The organism is Pseudothauera nasutitermitis, from assembly GCF_004801295.1.
Classification (GTDB): domain Bacteria; phylum Pseudomonadota; class Gammaproteobacteria; order Burkholderiales; family Rhodocyclaceae; genus Pseudothauera; species Pseudothauera nasutitermitis.
The window spans coordinates 468153-482491 of sequence record NZ_SSOC01000004.1; the positions used below are offsets into that span (position 1 = coordinate 468153).

Here is a 14339-nt window from a genome sequence, read left to right on the forward strand (position 1 = left end):
CGCCGTCATGGCTGACCAGGACATCCGTCCGGACGGGACGGTGGCGTTCTTGCCGCATCGCCTCAACCGCCACCCCGTCGTCGTGCGCGGGCTCACGGCCGACGAGCTGTGGGTCTGCGCCGGCCTGGCGGCCGCGGCGGGGCTGGCGATCGGGATGCCCCTTGCGTTCGCGCTGTCGACGATCGCCATCGTTCCCACGGCCATCGTGCTGGCCATCGCCGCCGGCGTCTTCGTTGGTGGCGGGCTGCTGCGGCGCATGAAGCGCGGCCGGCCCGAGACCTGGCTCTACCGGCAGATCCAGTGGTGGCTGGCCGTCCGCCGCCCGCTGCTCGCGTCCTTCGTCGGCGGCAAGGTGCTGGTGACGCGCTCGGGGTACTGGAGCACGCGCAGGAGCCAGCGCCCGTGAGCCGGTTCCGCAACGAGATCGCGCACCTGCAGGCGCACATCAAGACCTTGCGGATCGGCGCCGGCGCGCTGTTCGCGCTCGCGCTGGTGATGGGCGTTGGCTGGTGGAGCGCGCCGCGCGACCTGACGATCCACGTCCCGCCCGATCTGCGCTCCGGCAGCACGCGCAAGTGGTGGGAAGTGCCGCCGGAGTCCGTCTACAGCTTCACGTTCTACGTGTGGCAGCAGCTTCAGCGGTGGCCGACCAACGGCGACCAGGACTACCCGCGCAACCTGCACGCGCTATCGAGCTACTTCACGTCCTCCTGCCAGGCCTTCCTGCAACAGGACTACGAGTACCGCCGCAATGCCGGGGAACTGCGTCAGCGGGTTCGCGGGATCTACGAGATCCCGGGTCGCGGCTACGGCGAGAACCCGGCGCTGCGCGTGCGCGCGATCTCGGATCGGGACTGGGTGGTGACCCTCGACGTCACCGCCGACGAGTACCACGGCTCGGAGCAGGTCAAGCGGGCGCTGGTGCGCTATCCGCTCAAGGTCACGCGGATGGACGTCGATCCGCAGCGCAACCCCTTCGGCCTGGCCATCGACTGCTACGACGGCGCGCCGCAGCGCATCGCCGCGCCGACGGACGCGGCGCCTGCCGCGCCGCCCGCCATCTCCCCGGGAGACACGCCATGACCCGCTTCCTTCCGCACGCCTGCGCGGTGTTCGTGCTGTTCGCCTGCGTCCCGGCGCACGCCGTGGAGATCCTGCGCTGGGAACGGCTGCCGCTTCCCGTTCCGCTGGTGGTCGGCCAGGAACGGGTGATCTTCATCGATCGCAACGTCCGCGTCGGCGTGCCGGCGTCGGTCGGCGCGCGCCTGCGCGTGCAGAGCGCGGCCGGGGCCGTCTACCTGCGCGCAAGCGAGCCGATCGAACCGACCCGGCTGCAATTGCAGGATGCCGACAACGGCACCGTGATCCTGCTGGACATCGCCGCAGAGCCGGCAGGCGACGACGCGCCGCCGCTGGAGCCGGTGCGCATCGTCGAAGGCGCATCGCCGGCCCCGCGCTACGGCGCGCAGATCGACGGCGAGCAGGAGAGCACGGGCACGGCGCCCGCCACCCGCACCCGCGAGACGCCGCTGCCGGTCGTGCTGACCCGCTACGCGGCGCAGACCCTGTACGCGCCGCTGCGCACCGTCGAACCCGTGCCGGGCATCGTGCGCGCCAACCTGCGCCGCGACCTGTCGCTCGACACCCTGATGCCGACGAAGCCCGTCCGCGCGCGGGTCCTGGCGGCATGGCGTCTGGACGACCTGTGGGTCAGCGCGATCCGCCTGAACAACCTGTCGCCGCACTGGCTCGGGCTCGACCCGCGCGAGCTGCAGGGCGACTTCATGACGGCCACCTTCCAGCACGCCGACCTCGGCCCCGCCGGCACGCCGGAGGACACCACGGTCGTCTACCTGGTCACGCGCGGCCATGGCCTGCCGCAGGCACTGCTGCCGGCCATCAGCCCGGTGGATGCGGCGATCAACCTGCCCGTCCCGGGGACATCCGACAGCGGCCACGGAGGGGCACATGAAGAGTAACGGCCTTCTCAAGTGGTTGATGATCCCGATGGCGCTGCTGCTCGTGTTCGTCGGGATCCGGTTGTTCTCCGGCGGCGGCCAGGAACCCGCGCGGGAGGCCGGCGTCCGGCTGACCGCCGAGGAAGCCGCCGCCCTGGGCATCGAAGGCGACACCCCGCGCGACACCGTGGCGACCCTGGTCGCCCAGGTGCGGCAGCTTCGCACCGAGCTGCAGACCGCGCTCGGCGACAACCGCACGCAGCGCGAGGAAAACGAGCGCCTGCGCCAGCGCGAAGGCGCGGTCGATCGCCGCATCGAAACTGCGCTGCAAACCGAGCGCAACCAACTGCGCCAGGATCGCGAGCAGGTGGCGTCCGAGCGGCAGCAGACGCAGGGCCTGCTTCAGGAGTTGCAACAGCGTCTCGAAGGCGTCGGCGGCCGCAGGGACGGACACGCCGACCTGCCGGTGGGGCTGGGCCTGGACGAGGGCGATGGCGCGAGCTTCGGCGGCGAAGCGCTGCGCTGGGTGGAGCCCGAAGACGCCAGCCAGCGCAATGACCGTCGGCCGGGAACGGGAACCGGTGGCTTCAGCTTCCCGACGAGCTTCGGGCCGGCGCAGCAGACGCTGGAGGAGGCGGCCGATTCGACGATCGAGGCCGGCCGCCGTGCGGCGGGCGTCCCCGACACCCGCGCGGTCTACACCGTGCCAACCAACTCCACGCTGATGGGATCGATCGCGATGACCGCGCTGATCGGTCGCGTGCCGGTGGACGGGACGGTGAACGACCCATACCCGTTCAAGGTGCTGATCGGCGCCGACAACCTCACCGCCAACGGCATCGACATTCCCGACGTCGCCGGCGCCGTCGTCAGCGGCACCGCGTCGGGCGACTGGACGCTGTCGTGCGTGCGCGGACAGATCCGCTCGGTGACCTTCGTCTTCGAGGACGGGACGATCCGCACCATCCCGGAGGACGGCGAGCGCGGCGGCAATCGCCAGCCAAGCAACGACGGCAACACCACGCAGAACGGCATGGGCTGGATCAGCGATCCCCACGGCATTCCCTGCGTCACTGGAGAGCGCCGCAGCAACGCCCAGCAGTACCTCGGCACGCAGGCCCTGATCACCGCAGCCGGCGCCGGCGTCGCCGCGATGATCGACTCGGACAGCGGTCGCGCGTCCTACGTGTCCAGCGACGGCTCCATCGGCACCGTCGGCATCACCGGCAACGAAGCGGTGGGCCGCATCCTCGCCGGCGGCGTGCAGGACATGTCGCAGTGGGTGAACCGGCTCTACGGGCAAGCCTTCGCCGCGGTGTACGTCAAGCCCGGCGCGCAGGTCGCCGTGCATCTCGAAGAACCCCTGACCATCGACTACGACCCGGCCGGCCGCCGTGTCGATCACCGCCTCGGAGGACGCGCCCATGCGCAGGATCTGGACTGAGCGCCTCGCGGTGCTGGGCATCGCTGTCGTGCTGGCCGGCTGCTCCACGACCAAGGAGCAGATGCTCACGCACGACAACCGCACCATGCTCGACATCTGGAACGCGGAGACCGGCGGCGGCCCCGCCGCGCGCCAGCTGCTGGACGCGCGCCAGGCGCTGCGGCGGCCACTGACCGACGACGACATCCAGGCCGCGCCCGGCGTGCAGGCCCGCTACACCCGTACCGCGGCCAACGAGATCCACCGCCAGTTCCATCGGCTGCCGAACCCCGATCTCGTCATGTACGTCTATCCGCACCTCACCGGCACCGACCCCGTGCCGGTGCCCGGCTACAGCACCGTCTTCCCGCTGTACCAGCGCGTCCAGTACGCGCTGCCCGGCGAGCGCATCGAGGACTACTGATGGGCTGGCCGCTGCTCAAGCCGCGCCGCGCGCAGGCAGACGCAGAATCCGCACCCACGGACGCCTGGGAGCGGCACGTCGCCACGCTGCGCGAACGCGGCATCCCCGAACCGGGCGAACACACCGATCGACGCACCCGCCGGGCGACACAGGCCGACGAACAGGCCCTCTACGACGTCGCGCCTTCGTTCGCCGACATGTTGCCGTGGGTCGAGTACCTGCCGGACTCGCAGTGCATGCTGTTGCAGGACGGACACTCCGTCGCGGCGTTCTTCGAGCTCATTCCGGTCGGCACCGAAGGCCGTGAGCCGGCCTGGCTCAACCAGATCCGCGACACGCTGGAGAACGCGCTCCAAGATGCGTGCGACGAACTGGACGAACATCCCTGGGTGCTCCAGCTCTATGCGCAGGACGAGACCAGTTGGGATCGCTACCTGGAACAGCTGCGCAGCTACATCCAGCCGCGCGCGCAGGGCAGCGCCTTCAGCGAGTTCTACCTGCGCTTCTTCGGCCACCACCTGCAGGCGATCTCCAAGCCCGGCGGCCTGTTCGAGGACAACACCGTCACCCGCCTGCCGTGGCGGGGCCAGACGCGGCGTACCCGTCTGGTGGTGTACCGGCGCGCCGGGCAATCCCCGATCCGGCGCGGCCAGTCGCCCGAACAGGCCTTGACCGTGGTCTGCGACCGCCTCGTCGGCGGGCTCACCAACGCCGGCGTCAAGGCGCGGCGCCTGGGTGCGGCGGACATCCACGAGTGGTTGTCGCGCTGGTTCAATCCGCACCCCACGCTGCTCGGACCGACCGCCGAGGACCGCGAGCGCTTCCATCGCCTGACCCGTTACCCGGAAGAAGCCGAGCCCGGCGAGGTCGAGCTGGCCAGCGGCACCGATTTCTCCCAGCGCCTGTTCTTCGGCCAGCCCCGATCCGACGCGGCCGAAGGCCTCTGGTACTTCGACAACCTGCCGCATCGTGCGATCGCCGTCGATCGGCTGCGCACGCCGCCGGCCACCGGCCACATCACCGGCGAGACCCGCAAGGGCGGCGATGCAATCAACGCGCTGTTCGACCAGATGCCCGAGGACACCATCCTCTGCCTCACCGTGGTCGCGACGCCGCAGGACGTTCTCGAAGCGCACCTCAACCACCTCGCCCGCAAAGCGGTCGGCGAGACGCTGGCGTCCGAGCAGACCCGTCATGACGTGCAACAGGCGCGCGGGCTGATCGGCAGCGCCCACAAGCTCTACCGCGGCGCGCTGACGTTCTACCTGCGCGGGCGGGACAAGGCCCAGCTCGACGCCCGCGGCCTGCAACTCGCCAACGTGCTGCTCAACGCCGGCCTGCAGCCCGTCCGCGAGGAAGATGAAGTCGCACCGCTGAACACCTATCTCCGGTGGCTGCCCTGCGTCTACGACCCGTCGCTGGACAAGCGGGACTGGTACACGCAGCTCATGTTCGCGCAGCACGCGGTGAACATCGGCCCGCTGTGGGGCCGCAGCCACGGCACCGACCATCCCGGCTTCACCTTCTTCAATCGCGGCGGCGGGGCCATCGCGTTCGATCCGTTGAATCGGCTCGATCGCCAGATGAATGGACACATGGTGCTGTTCGGACCGACCGGCGCCGGCAAGTCCGCCACGCTCAACAACATCCTCTGCCAGGTCACCGCCATCTACCGGCCGCGCCTGTTCATCGTCGAAGCGGGCAACTCGTTCGGACTGTTCGGCGACTTCGCCGCGCGCCTGGGCCTGAGCGTCAACCGCGTGAAGCTGGCGCCCGGCGCCGGCGTCAGCCTCGCGCCGTTCGCCGACGCCTGGCGGCTGGTCGACACGCCCGGCCAGGTGCAGACGCTCGATGCCGACGCCCTCGACGAGGAGGAGGCCGACGCCGATGGCGACGAGCAGCGCGACGTACTGGGTGAACTGGAGATCACGGCACGGCTGATGATCACCGGCGGCGAGGAGAAGGAAGAAGCGCGCATGACGCGCGCAGACCGCAGCCTGATCCGGCAGTGCATTCTCGAAGCGGCGCAACGCTGCGTGGCGGACAAGCGCACCGTGCTCACGCGCGACGTGCGCGACGCGCTGCGCGAGCGCGGCCGGGACACCAGCCTGCCGGAGATCCGGCGCACGCGCCTGCTGGAGATGGCTGATGCCATCGACATGTTCTGCCAAGGGGCCGACGGCGAGATGTTCGACCGCCCGGGCACGCCGTGGCCCGAGGCGGACATCACCATCGTCGATCTCGCCACGTACGCCCGCGAGGGCTACAACGCGCAGCTCTCGATCGCCTACATCAGCCTCATCAACACCGTGAACAACCTCGCCGAGCGCGATCAGTATCTCGGCCGTCCGATCATCAACGTGACCGATGAAGGCCACATCATCACCAAGAACCCGCTGCTCGCGCCCTACGTGGTCAAGATCACGAAGATGTGGCGCAAGCTCGGCGCCTGGTTCTGGCTGGCGACGCAGAACCTCGACGACCTGCCGAAGGCGGCCGAGCCCATGTTGAACATGATCGAATGGTGGATCTGTCTCAGCATGCCGCCCGACGAAGTGGAGAAGATCGCGCGCTTCCGCGAACTCACGCCCGCGCAGAAGGCGCTGATGCTCTCGGCCAGGAAGGAATCCGGCAAGTTCTCGGAGGGCGTGATCCTGTCGCGGAGCATGGAGCTGCTGTTCCGCGCGGTGCCGCCGAGCCTGTACCTCGCGCTCGCGCAGACCGAACCCGAGGAGAAGGCCGAACGCTACAAGCTGATGCAGCAATTCGGCATCAGCGAGCTGGATGCGGCCATCAAGATCGCCGAAGCGATCGACCGCGCCCGCGGCATCGAATCGCTGTCGATGCACACGGATGAGGGCCTGCTCACCGTGCCTGGTTGATTTCCTGCCAAGGCCCTCGACAAGGTGAGGTTTGCTCTGCCGGCGTGCAGTACGGCAGAGGTTTCTTCCCGTGCCGCGGTCGAATCACGCCGACCGCAGCACCAGAAACGCGCTGCGCAGCCGAGCGACGACATCGTTCAACTCCAGTGGCTTCAGACCGTTCTTCTTCAAGAACGCAGTCCATTGCCGCTGTTTGGCCGGATCCTGCGCGAATGCGTCGCTCAGGCCGACGGGCAGGTCGATGGGCATCGCCAGCTTGCGCCGCGCGAAAGTCGCCTGAACCGCGCGACGCAACTCGTCCGGCGCAAACACCTCCTCGGTCAACAACACCCACAGATCGAAGTAGTCCTTCATGCGGCTGTTCGCCATGCCCAGCAGGCAGATGGCATGGAGCTTCTCCGCGACCACGGTGAACTTGGGGTAGGCGCGCAATTGCGGAACCGGCAGGTCGTCGAGCAGCACCGGATAGCGGATCGGCTCCGGTGCCGGCGTGACCGCATCGCCGAAGCCGATGTCGATCTGCAAGGCGATGCGCGCACCGTCCAGCGTCGCCCGCAGATCGACCCGCACGCCGCCGTAACCGGCTTCCTTGCGGATCACCGCGCCCGCGACCGAGGCCGGATCGAACACGATGCCGTCCTCCACCGCGATCTGGCTGATCTCGCGGAACGTGGTCACAGCCGTATCCACATCATCCGGCCCGAACCCGAGCAGGTCCGCATCGCGGGTCGGCCGATGCGGATGGTCGTACCACAGCGAGAACAACAGCGCGCCCTTGAGCAGGTAGCGATCGGCATACGGCGAGACCGACAGCCGGTACAGCAGCCGTTCCAGGCCGTAGTGGGTCAGCGTCAGGTTGAAGTCCTGGCGCGTCGCGTCCGCGCGCCGTTTCAGGCGGGCGCGGATCGAGGCGGGCAGATTGCTGCGGCTCATGCGGTCACGCTTTCCAGATAGGGGCGCATCACCCCGGCCACGCGATCCACCGTCGCGTAGCGCCAGAGCGCATCCATCGACAGCTTGCCCTGCGCCCAGCCGTCGTGCAGCGCCTCCAGGGCCACGTCCAGCCCGATCTTGTTGCGGTACTTGAAGCAGTCGGCCACGGTCTTGTCCGGATCGAACACCGGCACCGACACGCCGTCGATCTCCACCGGCACGATGCCCTCGGTCAGCGCCGCACCGGACATGCGCACCACGCGCAGCGCCGGCTGGTCCAGTCGGGGCGAAGGCGAGTTATGCGGGATCGCCATCCAGACCTCGTGCGGCGCCTGGGTGCCGATTTCGTGGACGCGCAGCGCCGACAGCAGGCAGACCACGCCCTTGGGCACGCGCAGCGCCGCCTCGGCCAGCGAGCGGTGCTCGCTGAGGCCGCGTCCCGGCAGGCTGTAGACGCCGCGCGCGATGCGTTCCAGCTTGCCGGCCGCGACCAGCCGGCCCAGGATCACGGTCGACAGGCCGTGCCGGGCCAGGTCGCGCGCGCGCAGCAGCGGCTGGCGCCTGGCCAGCGCAAGAGCGGCGTCTTCGAGGGTGGCGTCGAGTCGGGGAGTCATGTGCGAAGAATGTAGCAATTACTAGGCAGCTGTCAATAAGTGCATAGGAATCGCTACAACCAGTCGGCCGTAGCGATGGTGCGCGGCTCCTGACCCGGGATGGCGCCTTCCGCATGCCTGGCGCCAACAAGGGGAAGCCCCCCGGTGCCGGATTGTTGCCCGACACCGACGCCCCGGCATGGTCGACTGGCCCCTCGACGCCTGTCCGCCCATCACCGGGAACCCCAATGCCGACGACAACCCGCTCCTCGCGCGGCGCACTGCACCGCCTGGCCTGGCCGGCCGCCATCGTGGCCCTGGCACTGCTGCTGTTGCTCGTGGCCTTGCGGCCCTCGGCGCCACCGGCGGACAACGCGGCGCCGCTTCCCGCGCCTGAAGAAGAAGGGGAGACGGCAGCACCCTCCCGACCGGCCGGGCCGCCCTGGCACCACGGCGGCGCCGACGCCCGCTTCACCCTGATCCTGTACGCGGATCTGGAATGCCCGTTCTGCAAGGCCTACTACCCGGAGCTGGTGGCCTGGATCGAACGCCATCCGGACGCGCGACTGCAATGGCATCACCTGCCCCTGTCCGTGCATGAACCCGCCGCCTCGCAGTTGGCCAGCCTGGCCGAGTGCGCGGGCGAGGCGGGTGGGCATGCCGCGTACTGGCAGGCGGTGACCTGGATCTACCACCACACCCGCGGCGACGGCGAAGGCCTGCCGGAGAACGCGCGCTATCCGGGGCAGACCGAGGCCGTGCAGGCCTGCGTGGAGAGCGGCCGCACGCTGGCGCTGATCCAGGCGCAGGCCCGCGAGGGCACGCGCGACGGCATCACCGCCACGCCCACCCTGCGCCTGCGTGACGACACCACGGGCCAGACGCTGCTGCTGCATGGCCCGGTGGAGGGCGACGCACTGCTGTCGGCACTGGATCTGCTCACCAGCGGCGAGTCGCCGTCGACCGAATCCGAAAGTTTGTCCGCCGTCCCCGACGGCGACATGCCCAGGTAGCCCGGGTCTTCAAGGCTACGACGCGGCGCAGCCGCGTTGACCGTCCCGTTCGCATCGCATCCTTCGAGGCGAACAGCCATCGCATCCGCGATGGTGGATGCCTGCTTTTCCCAGTGTCCATCACCAACCATCCCCGGAGGGCATGCCCTCCCGTGGGCACGCCTCCGGCAACACCCAATGGAGGCTCACCATGCTCACGCCCATCGCCATCCGCGACAACACCGCGGAACGACCCATCGCAACATCCAGCAGATCCGACGACCGCATCATCGCCAAGGCCATCGCGCTGCTGGAACAACGGCTCTACGCCGCCGGCCCCGCGCTGACTGGCCCCGAGGCGGCGCGCGACTACCTGCGCCTGCAACTCATGCAGGAGCCCAGCGAAGTTTTCGCCGCCGTCTTCCTGACGACCCAGCACCAGGTCATCGCCTGTGAAATCTTGTTCAGAGGATCGATCGATACCGCAGACATCCATCCCCGTGTCGTCGTCCAGCGTGCGCTTCTCCACAACGCGGCCGCGCTGCTCGTGGCGCATCAACACCCCTCGGGCAGCACCACGCCCTCAGCCGCGGATCGAGCCCTCACCAGCCGGCTGCGCATGGCCCTCGACCTGATCGATGTCCGTCTGCTGGATCACCTGGTCATCGGCAAGGGCGAGCCGTACTCGTTCGCCTACCACCGCCTGCTGTAGTCCCACCGCCGCTCGTTCCACGAGCGGCGCCTTCAACACTCGCGCGGGGCTGACCGCACGCCGGTACGCATCGCCACCGCTCGCGGTGGAAACCGGTGGCGCCGGGTTCCCGTTTGTTTGTCGTCCCTCTGGCGGGATTGCGGTCGACTGGCGCGGTGACTACCCACCGGTGCTGGATCATGTCGTCGGCTTCCTCGTTCGCCTTCCTCTCGCGCTTGCAAGGCGCGCTGCTCGCCGCGCTCTGCGGCGCGCTGTTCTGCCCCGTGGCCTGGGCGGCGGACATCATCGTCGTCACCGACAGCAAGCACCCGGTGCAGGCACCGGCCCACGCACGGGTCATCACGCTGGACGAGGCCACCCGCATCGAGGCCGAGCTGGCCGCCGGCCTCCCCAATGACCCCAACCGCGGCGCCGCGCTCGTGCAGCAGCGCCTGCGCGACGGGGGCGTCGGTCTGCAGCGGCGCATCGCGGCCGCCTACCAGGGCGTGGCCGACGCCTGGAGCCTGGGTATCACCACGCTTCCCGCCGTGGTCGTGGACCGGCGCTACGTGATCTACGGCGAACCCGATGTCGCCCGCGCCGTCGCGCGCATCGAGGCCTACCGCAAGGAGACGCCATGAGCCGCCTGCTGTCCATGACCCCGCGCCGCCTGCGGCTGGCCGTCGCCTCGGTGTTGCTGGGCGGTGCAGCGTCCGCCTTCGCGGTCAACACCGCGACCATCGTGGCCTCCACGCTGTCGCCCGACTGCCTCGAATACCGCGTGAGCGGCATCTGCTACTGGCTCTACTGCACCTACGGTGGCTGCACGGTCCGCACGTCGGTCAAGGTCACCCACTACGTCCCCGATGCCGTGGTGTCGTCCTACTCGAACACCGGCCAGAACCCGTGGGTGGAAGTGCGCGCGATGAGCATGCCCAACCCCACGGCGCAGGCCGGCGGCGACGGCACCACCAACGAAGACCACGAGAACAACCTCAGCAAGTTCAAGAACGCGGACGTCATCGGCCATCCCGGCGGCCAGGTGTTCTCGCAGTTCGCCAGCGCATCGGGCTACGCCTGCGAAGGCGCGGGCACGGCCTTCATGCCGTACCTGCTCAGCACCCTGGATACGCTGGCCTGGCGCTACAACGTCCCGGAGATGCTGTACCCCGAGGCGCTGATTCCTGGCCGGCGGGAGATCGGCTCGCGCACGGGCCTCAACCTGTGGGGCAACGTCTACCCGCGCGGCGGGTTCCTGCACCAGACCGACGACTACAAGTCCGGCGCCGTCGTCGCCCAGCGTGCCGGCGATGTCGTCACGCGCCGCGGCCAGGTCCACGTCTACCAGCCCCTGCTGGCCAGCTCCCGCGACGGCTACTGGCCCGCCGGCGCACTGGTCGAGGGCGATGCCAGCACGGGCAAGTGGCAGGAGCTCACGCCCACCCTGTCGAGCTCGTGCGCCGTGTTCCCCCATTCCAACACCCGCGTCCAGGCCCAGCAGGGCGACTACGCCTGGGCCTTGTGGCGCCCGTACAGCTGCTGCCAGCGGCGCGGCCAGGTGTTCCTCGGCAGCACCGACTTCAACTGAGGCCCGACATGAACCGTCTTCCTCGTCCGGCCCACGGCCGCATGCTCCTTGCACCGCTCGCCCTCGTCCTGACGCTGGCCTGCGCCAGTGCCGCTGCCCAGACCAACGTCAACCAGTACGGCGTCGAGCACCAGGGCAGCGTGATCGGCGACGACGTGCTGTACTCGATCGGCGGCGGCCGCGCCGTGTCCATGAGCGGCGCGGCGAACATGCGCTCCATCGGCGTCGGGGTGGGCTGGAACAGCAACCTGATCTGCGGGGACATGTCGATCTCCACCACCATCCAGAACCAGCTCAACGGCCTCACCAACGGCTTTCAGACCATCATGTCGTCGGTGATCCAGAACGCCACCAGCGCCGTGGCCTCGCTGCCGGCGCTGATCATCCAGCGGGCAGATCCCGGCCTCTACAACCTGCTGACGAACGGCGTGCTGCAGGCCAGGCTGGACTTCGACCGCTCGAAGATGACCTGCCGCGCCATCGCCAACCGCATGGCCGACGCCGCTGGCGGCCAGATGGGCTGGGACCAGATCGCCGAGGGCATGGCGCTACGGCAGGCCGTCGCCAGTACCGATGCGGTGTCCGCCATCGACGAGGCCGAGTCCAACCGCGGCAACAACGGCGTGCCCTGGGTGGGTGGCGGCAATGCTGGCGGACAGGGCCAGCGCCCGGTGCGGGTGGTGGGCGACGTGACCCGCGCCGGCTACAACCTGCTCAACGGGCGCGACGTTGCCGACACCGGCAGCATCGACCCCAACAGCTGCAGCGGCAACCTGGCCTGCCAGACCTGGCGCTCGCCCGACGACGCGGCGGCCTGGGCCGTGCGCGTGCTGGGCGAGCAGGAGCAGCGCACCTGCGAATCGTGCACGAAGACGGTGACCACGCCCGGCGTGGGACTGACGCCACTGATCCAGGAGGAGTACGACGACAAGCTGCAGGCGCTGCAGGAACTCGTCGCCGGCAGCCGTCCGACCAGCTTCGACAACCTGCAGGCCGCCAGCGCCGCATCGCTGCCGATCACCCGCGGCGTGATCGAAGCGCTGCGGGACGAACCTGACCAGGACATCCTGGCCCGCCGCCTGGCGTCGGAAGTGGCGCTGGCGAGCGTGCTGGAGAAGGCCCTGCTGCTGCAGCGCACGCTGCTGACCGGCCGCAAGGAACCCAATGTCTCGGCCAACGAGCTGGCACAGCGCGCCGTCTCGCACGAGAGCGACATCCTCGACCGCGAGATCCACAACCTCAAGACCGAGCTCGAGCTGCGCCGCGAACTGGCCAACAACTCGCCCACCGCCATCATCCAGCGGCACAGCACGCGCGCCAGCGGCTCGCGCGGCATCTACGAAGGCGATCCCACCCGCAACCGCATCGACGAGCTGCAACGGCCGCCAAGCGGAAACAATCCGTAATACACCGGGTTACCTCACCCGCCGGGGCTTGCGTGGACACCCATCACGCAAGCCTTGGCGGGCGAGCGCGTGCACGCAGCGCTGCCACATCCCGCGCACGAGCGCGGCGCTCCGCGGCCCCGAGTGCAGCCCACGGGTATCGCCAGCCTCGGCCACCACCGCCGGCACGCACACATCCAAAGGCATTCCAACTTCACCGGAAGGCGTCCGGACGGGCGTCGCGCGGCTTGCATTACGTCATTCGCATGAACTTAAGCGTGCAACCGGACACCAAGCTCCAATACCTTGGTCGTTGACATGGTTGTTGGGCACGTGCGCTCGCACCTCTGGAGGATCAACAGGAAGGAGCCTTCCCATGAAAGCACGGCACTCGAAGGCCGACGTTCTGTACGAAGAAATCATGCAGGCCCTGCAGACCGGGCGCTATGTCCCCGGCGAACGCATCGACCCGGGGACGCTGGCGGACGAGTTCCACACCAGCCCCACGCCCGTGCGACTCGCGCTGAGCCGCCTGGTGGGAGAGGGTGTGATCCACGACTGCCGGCGCGAAGGCTTCCATGTGCCGCTGCCGACGGAGATGGTGTTGCGCGACCTCTACGACTGGATGCAGCGCCTGCTGATCCTGGCGTGCAGCATCGGTGTCGCACCGACGCACGACGACGCCGTGCAAGACCAGCTATTGGACGACGACGGCGATACCGTCGCGCAAACCCGGCAGCTGTTCGAGGGCATCGCGCGCGCCACCGAACACCTCTCGCTCTACGGCGCGGTGCGACAGGCCAACGACAAGCTCGGTCCCATCCGACGGGCGAAGCCAGGCCTGATCAAGAACGCCCACGAAGAACTCGCGGAGCTGCACCAGCACTGGCAACGGCGGGAACTGAAGGCGCTGAGGTCTGCGCTGGCCGACTACCACGAACGCCGCAAGCAGGCCGTGCCGCGCATCGTGGCGATGCTCAGCGGGGCCGTGCCGTACACACGCTGATGCTCCCGGCATCGGCCGTCGATCAGGTGTGCGCGGACATCCAATGCAAAGCTCTCTGATGGTGGATCCGCAACGGCGCTCGCGGCGCGATCGCCCGATACCCAGCGCCCTAGAAACGAACTGGGATGCCTAGCGCATTCCCTTCGCAGGCATTTGGGATCCACGTTGGCATCACCCCGGATAATTAACCAGTGATCATTTCTTAATCACTTGAAAATTAAATCTGCCGACTTCTACGATCAAATCGTCATGGCCGTCATGACGTATCCCGTAGGAGATCGAGATGAAAGATTGCATCGAGAACACCCCGCGCGTCGAAGCGCAGGACGACGACATCATCGTGCTGGGCGTGGCGAGTGTCGAGACCAAGGGCACCCCACCCATGGGACCTGAAGGACAGGGCTTCGGGGCCGGCGTGGGGATCACCGAGTAGTTCAGTAACGAGGCGCACCTTGCGGTGCGCC

At 68.8% G+C, this 14339-nt stretch carries 15 protein-coding genes; 13 read left to right on the top strand and 2 right to left on the bottom strand.

Annotated elements, in window-relative coordinates:
- Positions 1–7: 7 nt before the first annotated feature.
- Genes E6C76_RS12535 through E6C76_RS12560 form a run of 6 tightly spaced genes read left to right on the top strand, consistent with a single transcriptional unit; the run spans position 8 to position 6687 of the window.
- The gene (locus tag E6C76_RS12535) at positions 8–406 is read left to right on the top strand and encodes a TIGR03750 family conjugal transfer protein (protein ID WP_136348554.1); all 399 of its coding nucleotides are present in this window, start codon (positions 8–10) and stop codon (positions 404–406) included.
- Complete coding sequence (locus tag E6C76_RS12540) at positions 403–1083, top strand: PFL_4703 family integrating conjugative element protein (RefSeq protein ID WP_136348555.1); 681 nt, start codon at positions 403–405, stop codon at positions 1081–1083. The genes E6C76_RS12535 and E6C76_RS12540 overlap by 4 nt, the downstream gene beginning before the upstream one ends.
- Positions 1080–1979, top strand: a complete 900-nt coding sequence (locus E6C76_RS12545) for a TIGR03749 family integrating conjugative element protein (RefSeq protein ID WP_136348556.1) — start codon at positions 1080–1082, stop codon at positions 1977–1979. The genes E6C76_RS12540 and E6C76_RS12545 overlap by 4 nt, the downstream gene beginning before the upstream one ends.
- A complete protein-coding gene (locus tag E6C76_RS12550) occupies positions 1969–3402 on the top strand; it encodes a TIGR03752 family integrating conjugative element protein (RefSeq protein WP_136348557.1) in 1434 nt (477 codons plus the stop codon). Before E6C76_RS12545 ends, E6C76_RS12550 begins: the two co-directional genes overlap by 11 nt.
- A complete protein-coding gene (locus E6C76_RS12555) occupies positions 3383–3805 on the top strand; it encodes a TIGR03751 family conjugal transfer lipoprotein (RefSeq protein WP_136348558.1) in 423 nt (140 codons plus the stop codon). Before E6C76_RS12550 ends, E6C76_RS12555 begins: the two co-directional genes overlap by 20 nt.
- On the top strand, positions 3805–6687 hold the full coding sequence (locus tag E6C76_RS12560) for a conjugative transfer ATPase (RefSeq protein WP_136348559.1): 2883 nt from the start codon (positions 3805–3807) through the stop codon (positions 6685–6687). The genes E6C76_RS12555 and E6C76_RS12560 overlap by 1 nt, the downstream gene beginning before the upstream one ends.
- An 84-nt stretch (positions 6688–6771) precedes the next feature.
- Here E6C76_RS12560 and E6C76_RS12565 read toward each other — a convergent pair whose 3' ends face one another.
- Both E6C76_RS12565 and E6C76_RS12570 read right to left on the bottom strand, forming a co-directional pair.
- On the bottom strand, positions 6772–7620 hold the full coding sequence (locus tag E6C76_RS12565; protein WP_136348560.1) for a nucleotidyl transferase AbiEii/AbiGii toxin family protein: 849 nt from the start codon (positions 7618–7620) through the stop codon (positions 6772–6774).
- On the bottom strand, positions 7617–8234 hold the full coding sequence (locus E6C76_RS12570) for a type IV toxin-antitoxin system AbiEi family antitoxin domain-containing protein (RefSeq protein WP_136348561.1): 618 nt from the start codon (positions 8232–8234) through the stop codon (positions 7617–7619). The genes E6C76_RS12565 and E6C76_RS12570 overlap by 4 nt, the downstream gene beginning before the upstream one ends.
- Positions 8235–8461: 227 nt before the next feature.
- Between E6C76_RS12570 and E6C76_RS12575 the strand changes: the two genes are divergently transcribed.
- From E6C76_RS12575 to E6C76_RS12605, 7 genes are all read left to right on the top strand, one after another.
- On the top strand, positions 8462–9226 hold the full coding sequence (locus E6C76_RS12575; protein WP_136348562.1) for a DsbA family protein: 765 nt from the start codon (positions 8462–8464) through the stop codon (positions 9224–9226).
- A gap of 142 nt (positions 9227–9368) precedes the next feature.
- On the top strand, positions 9369–9917 hold the full coding sequence (locus E6C76_RS12580) for a JAB domain-containing protein (protein WP_456320495.1): 549 nt from the start codon (positions 9369–9371) through the stop codon (positions 9915–9917).
- A gap of 179 nt (positions 9918–10096) precedes the next feature.
- The gene (locus E6C76_RS12585) at positions 10097–10537 is read left to right on the top strand and encodes a TIGR03757 family integrating conjugative element protein (protein ID WP_136348563.1); all 441 of its coding nucleotides are present in this window, start codon (positions 10097–10099) and stop codon (positions 10535–10537) included.
- Entirely contained in the window at positions 10534–11484 is a 951-nt protein-coding gene (locus E6C76_RS12590; protein WP_136348564.1) for a TIGR03756 family integrating conjugative element protein, read from the top strand. Before E6C76_RS12585 ends, E6C76_RS12590 begins: the two co-directional genes overlap by 4 nt.
- A gap of 8 nt (positions 11485–11492) precedes the next feature.
- On the top strand, positions 11493–12890 hold the full coding sequence (locus E6C76_RS12595) for an integrating conjugative element protein (RefSeq protein WP_136348565.1): 1398 nt from the start codon (positions 11493–11495) through the stop codon (positions 12888–12890).
- 355 nt (positions 12891–13245) lie between these two features.
- Positions 13246–13875, top strand: coding sequence for a GntR family transcriptional regulator (locus E6C76_RS12600; RefSeq protein WP_136348566.1), 630 nt, complete (start codon positions 13246–13248; stop codon positions 13873–13875).
- A 283-nt stretch (positions 13876–14158) separates the two neighbouring features.
- The gene (locus E6C76_RS12605; protein WP_136348567.1) at positions 14159–14308 is read left to right on the top strand and encodes a benenodin family lasso peptide; all 150 of its coding nucleotides are present in this window, start codon (positions 14159–14161) and stop codon (positions 14306–14308) included.
- Positions 14309–14339: the final 31 nt, after the last annotated feature.

Excerpts from the sequence above, each read along its gene's own strand:
- E6C76_RS12590 (WP_136348564.1), top strand. The coding sequence starts at position 10,534 with ATGAGCCGCCTGCTGTCCATGACCCCGCGCCGCCTGCGGCTGGCCGTC.
- E6C76_RS12570 (WP_136348561.1), bottom strand. The coding sequence starts at position 8,234 with ATGACTCCCCGACTCGACGCCACCCTCGAAGACGCCGCTCTTGCGCTG.
- E6C76_RS12560 (WP_136348559.1), top strand. The coding sequence starts at position 3,805 with ATGGGCTGGCCGCTGCTCAAGCCGCGCCGCGCGCAGGCAGACGCAGAA.
- E6C76_RS12565 (WP_136348560.1), bottom strand. The coding sequence starts at position 7,620 with ATGAGCCGCAGCAATCTGCCCGCCTCGATCCGCGCCCGCCTGAAACGG.
- E6C76_RS12580 (WP_456320495.1), top strand. The coding sequence starts at position 9,369 with ATGCCCTCCCGTGGGCACGCCTCCGGCAACACCCAATGGAGGCTCACC.
- E6C76_RS12550 (WP_136348557.1), top strand. The coding sequence starts at position 1,969 with ATGAAGAGTAACGGCCTTCTCAAGTGGTTGATGATCCCGATGGCGCTG.
- E6C76_RS12555 (WP_136348558.1), top strand. The coding sequence starts at position 3,383 with ATGCGCAGGATCTGGACTGAGCGCCTCGCGGTGCTGGGCATCGCTGTC.
- E6C76_RS12605 (WP_136348567.1), top strand. The coding sequence starts at position 14,159 with ATGAAAGATTGCATCGAGAACACCCCGCGCGTCGAAGCGCAGGACGAC.
- E6C76_RS12535 (WP_136348554.1), top strand. The coding sequence starts at position 8 with ATGGCTGACCAGGACATCCGTCCGGACGGGACGGTGGCGTTCTTGCCG.
- E6C76_RS12595 (WP_136348565.1), top strand. The coding sequence starts at position 11,493 with ATGAACCGTCTTCCTCGTCCGGCCCACGGCCGCATGCTCCTTGCACCG.
- E6C76_RS12600 (WP_136348566.1), top strand. The coding sequence starts at position 13,246 with ATGAAAGCACGGCACTCGAAGGCCGACGTTCTGTACGAAGAAATCATG.
- E6C76_RS12585 (WP_136348563.1), top strand. The coding sequence starts at position 10,097 with ATGTCGTCGGCTTCCTCGTTCGCCTTCCTCTCGCGCTTGCAAGGCGCG.
- E6C76_RS12545 (WP_136348556.1), top strand. The coding sequence starts at position 1,080 with ATGACCCGCTTCCTTCCGCACGCCTGCGCGGTGTTCGTGCTGTTCGCC.
- E6C76_RS12575 (WP_136348562.1), top strand. The coding sequence starts at position 8,462 with ATGCCGACGACAACCCGCTCCTCGCGCGGCGCACTGCACCGCCTGGCC.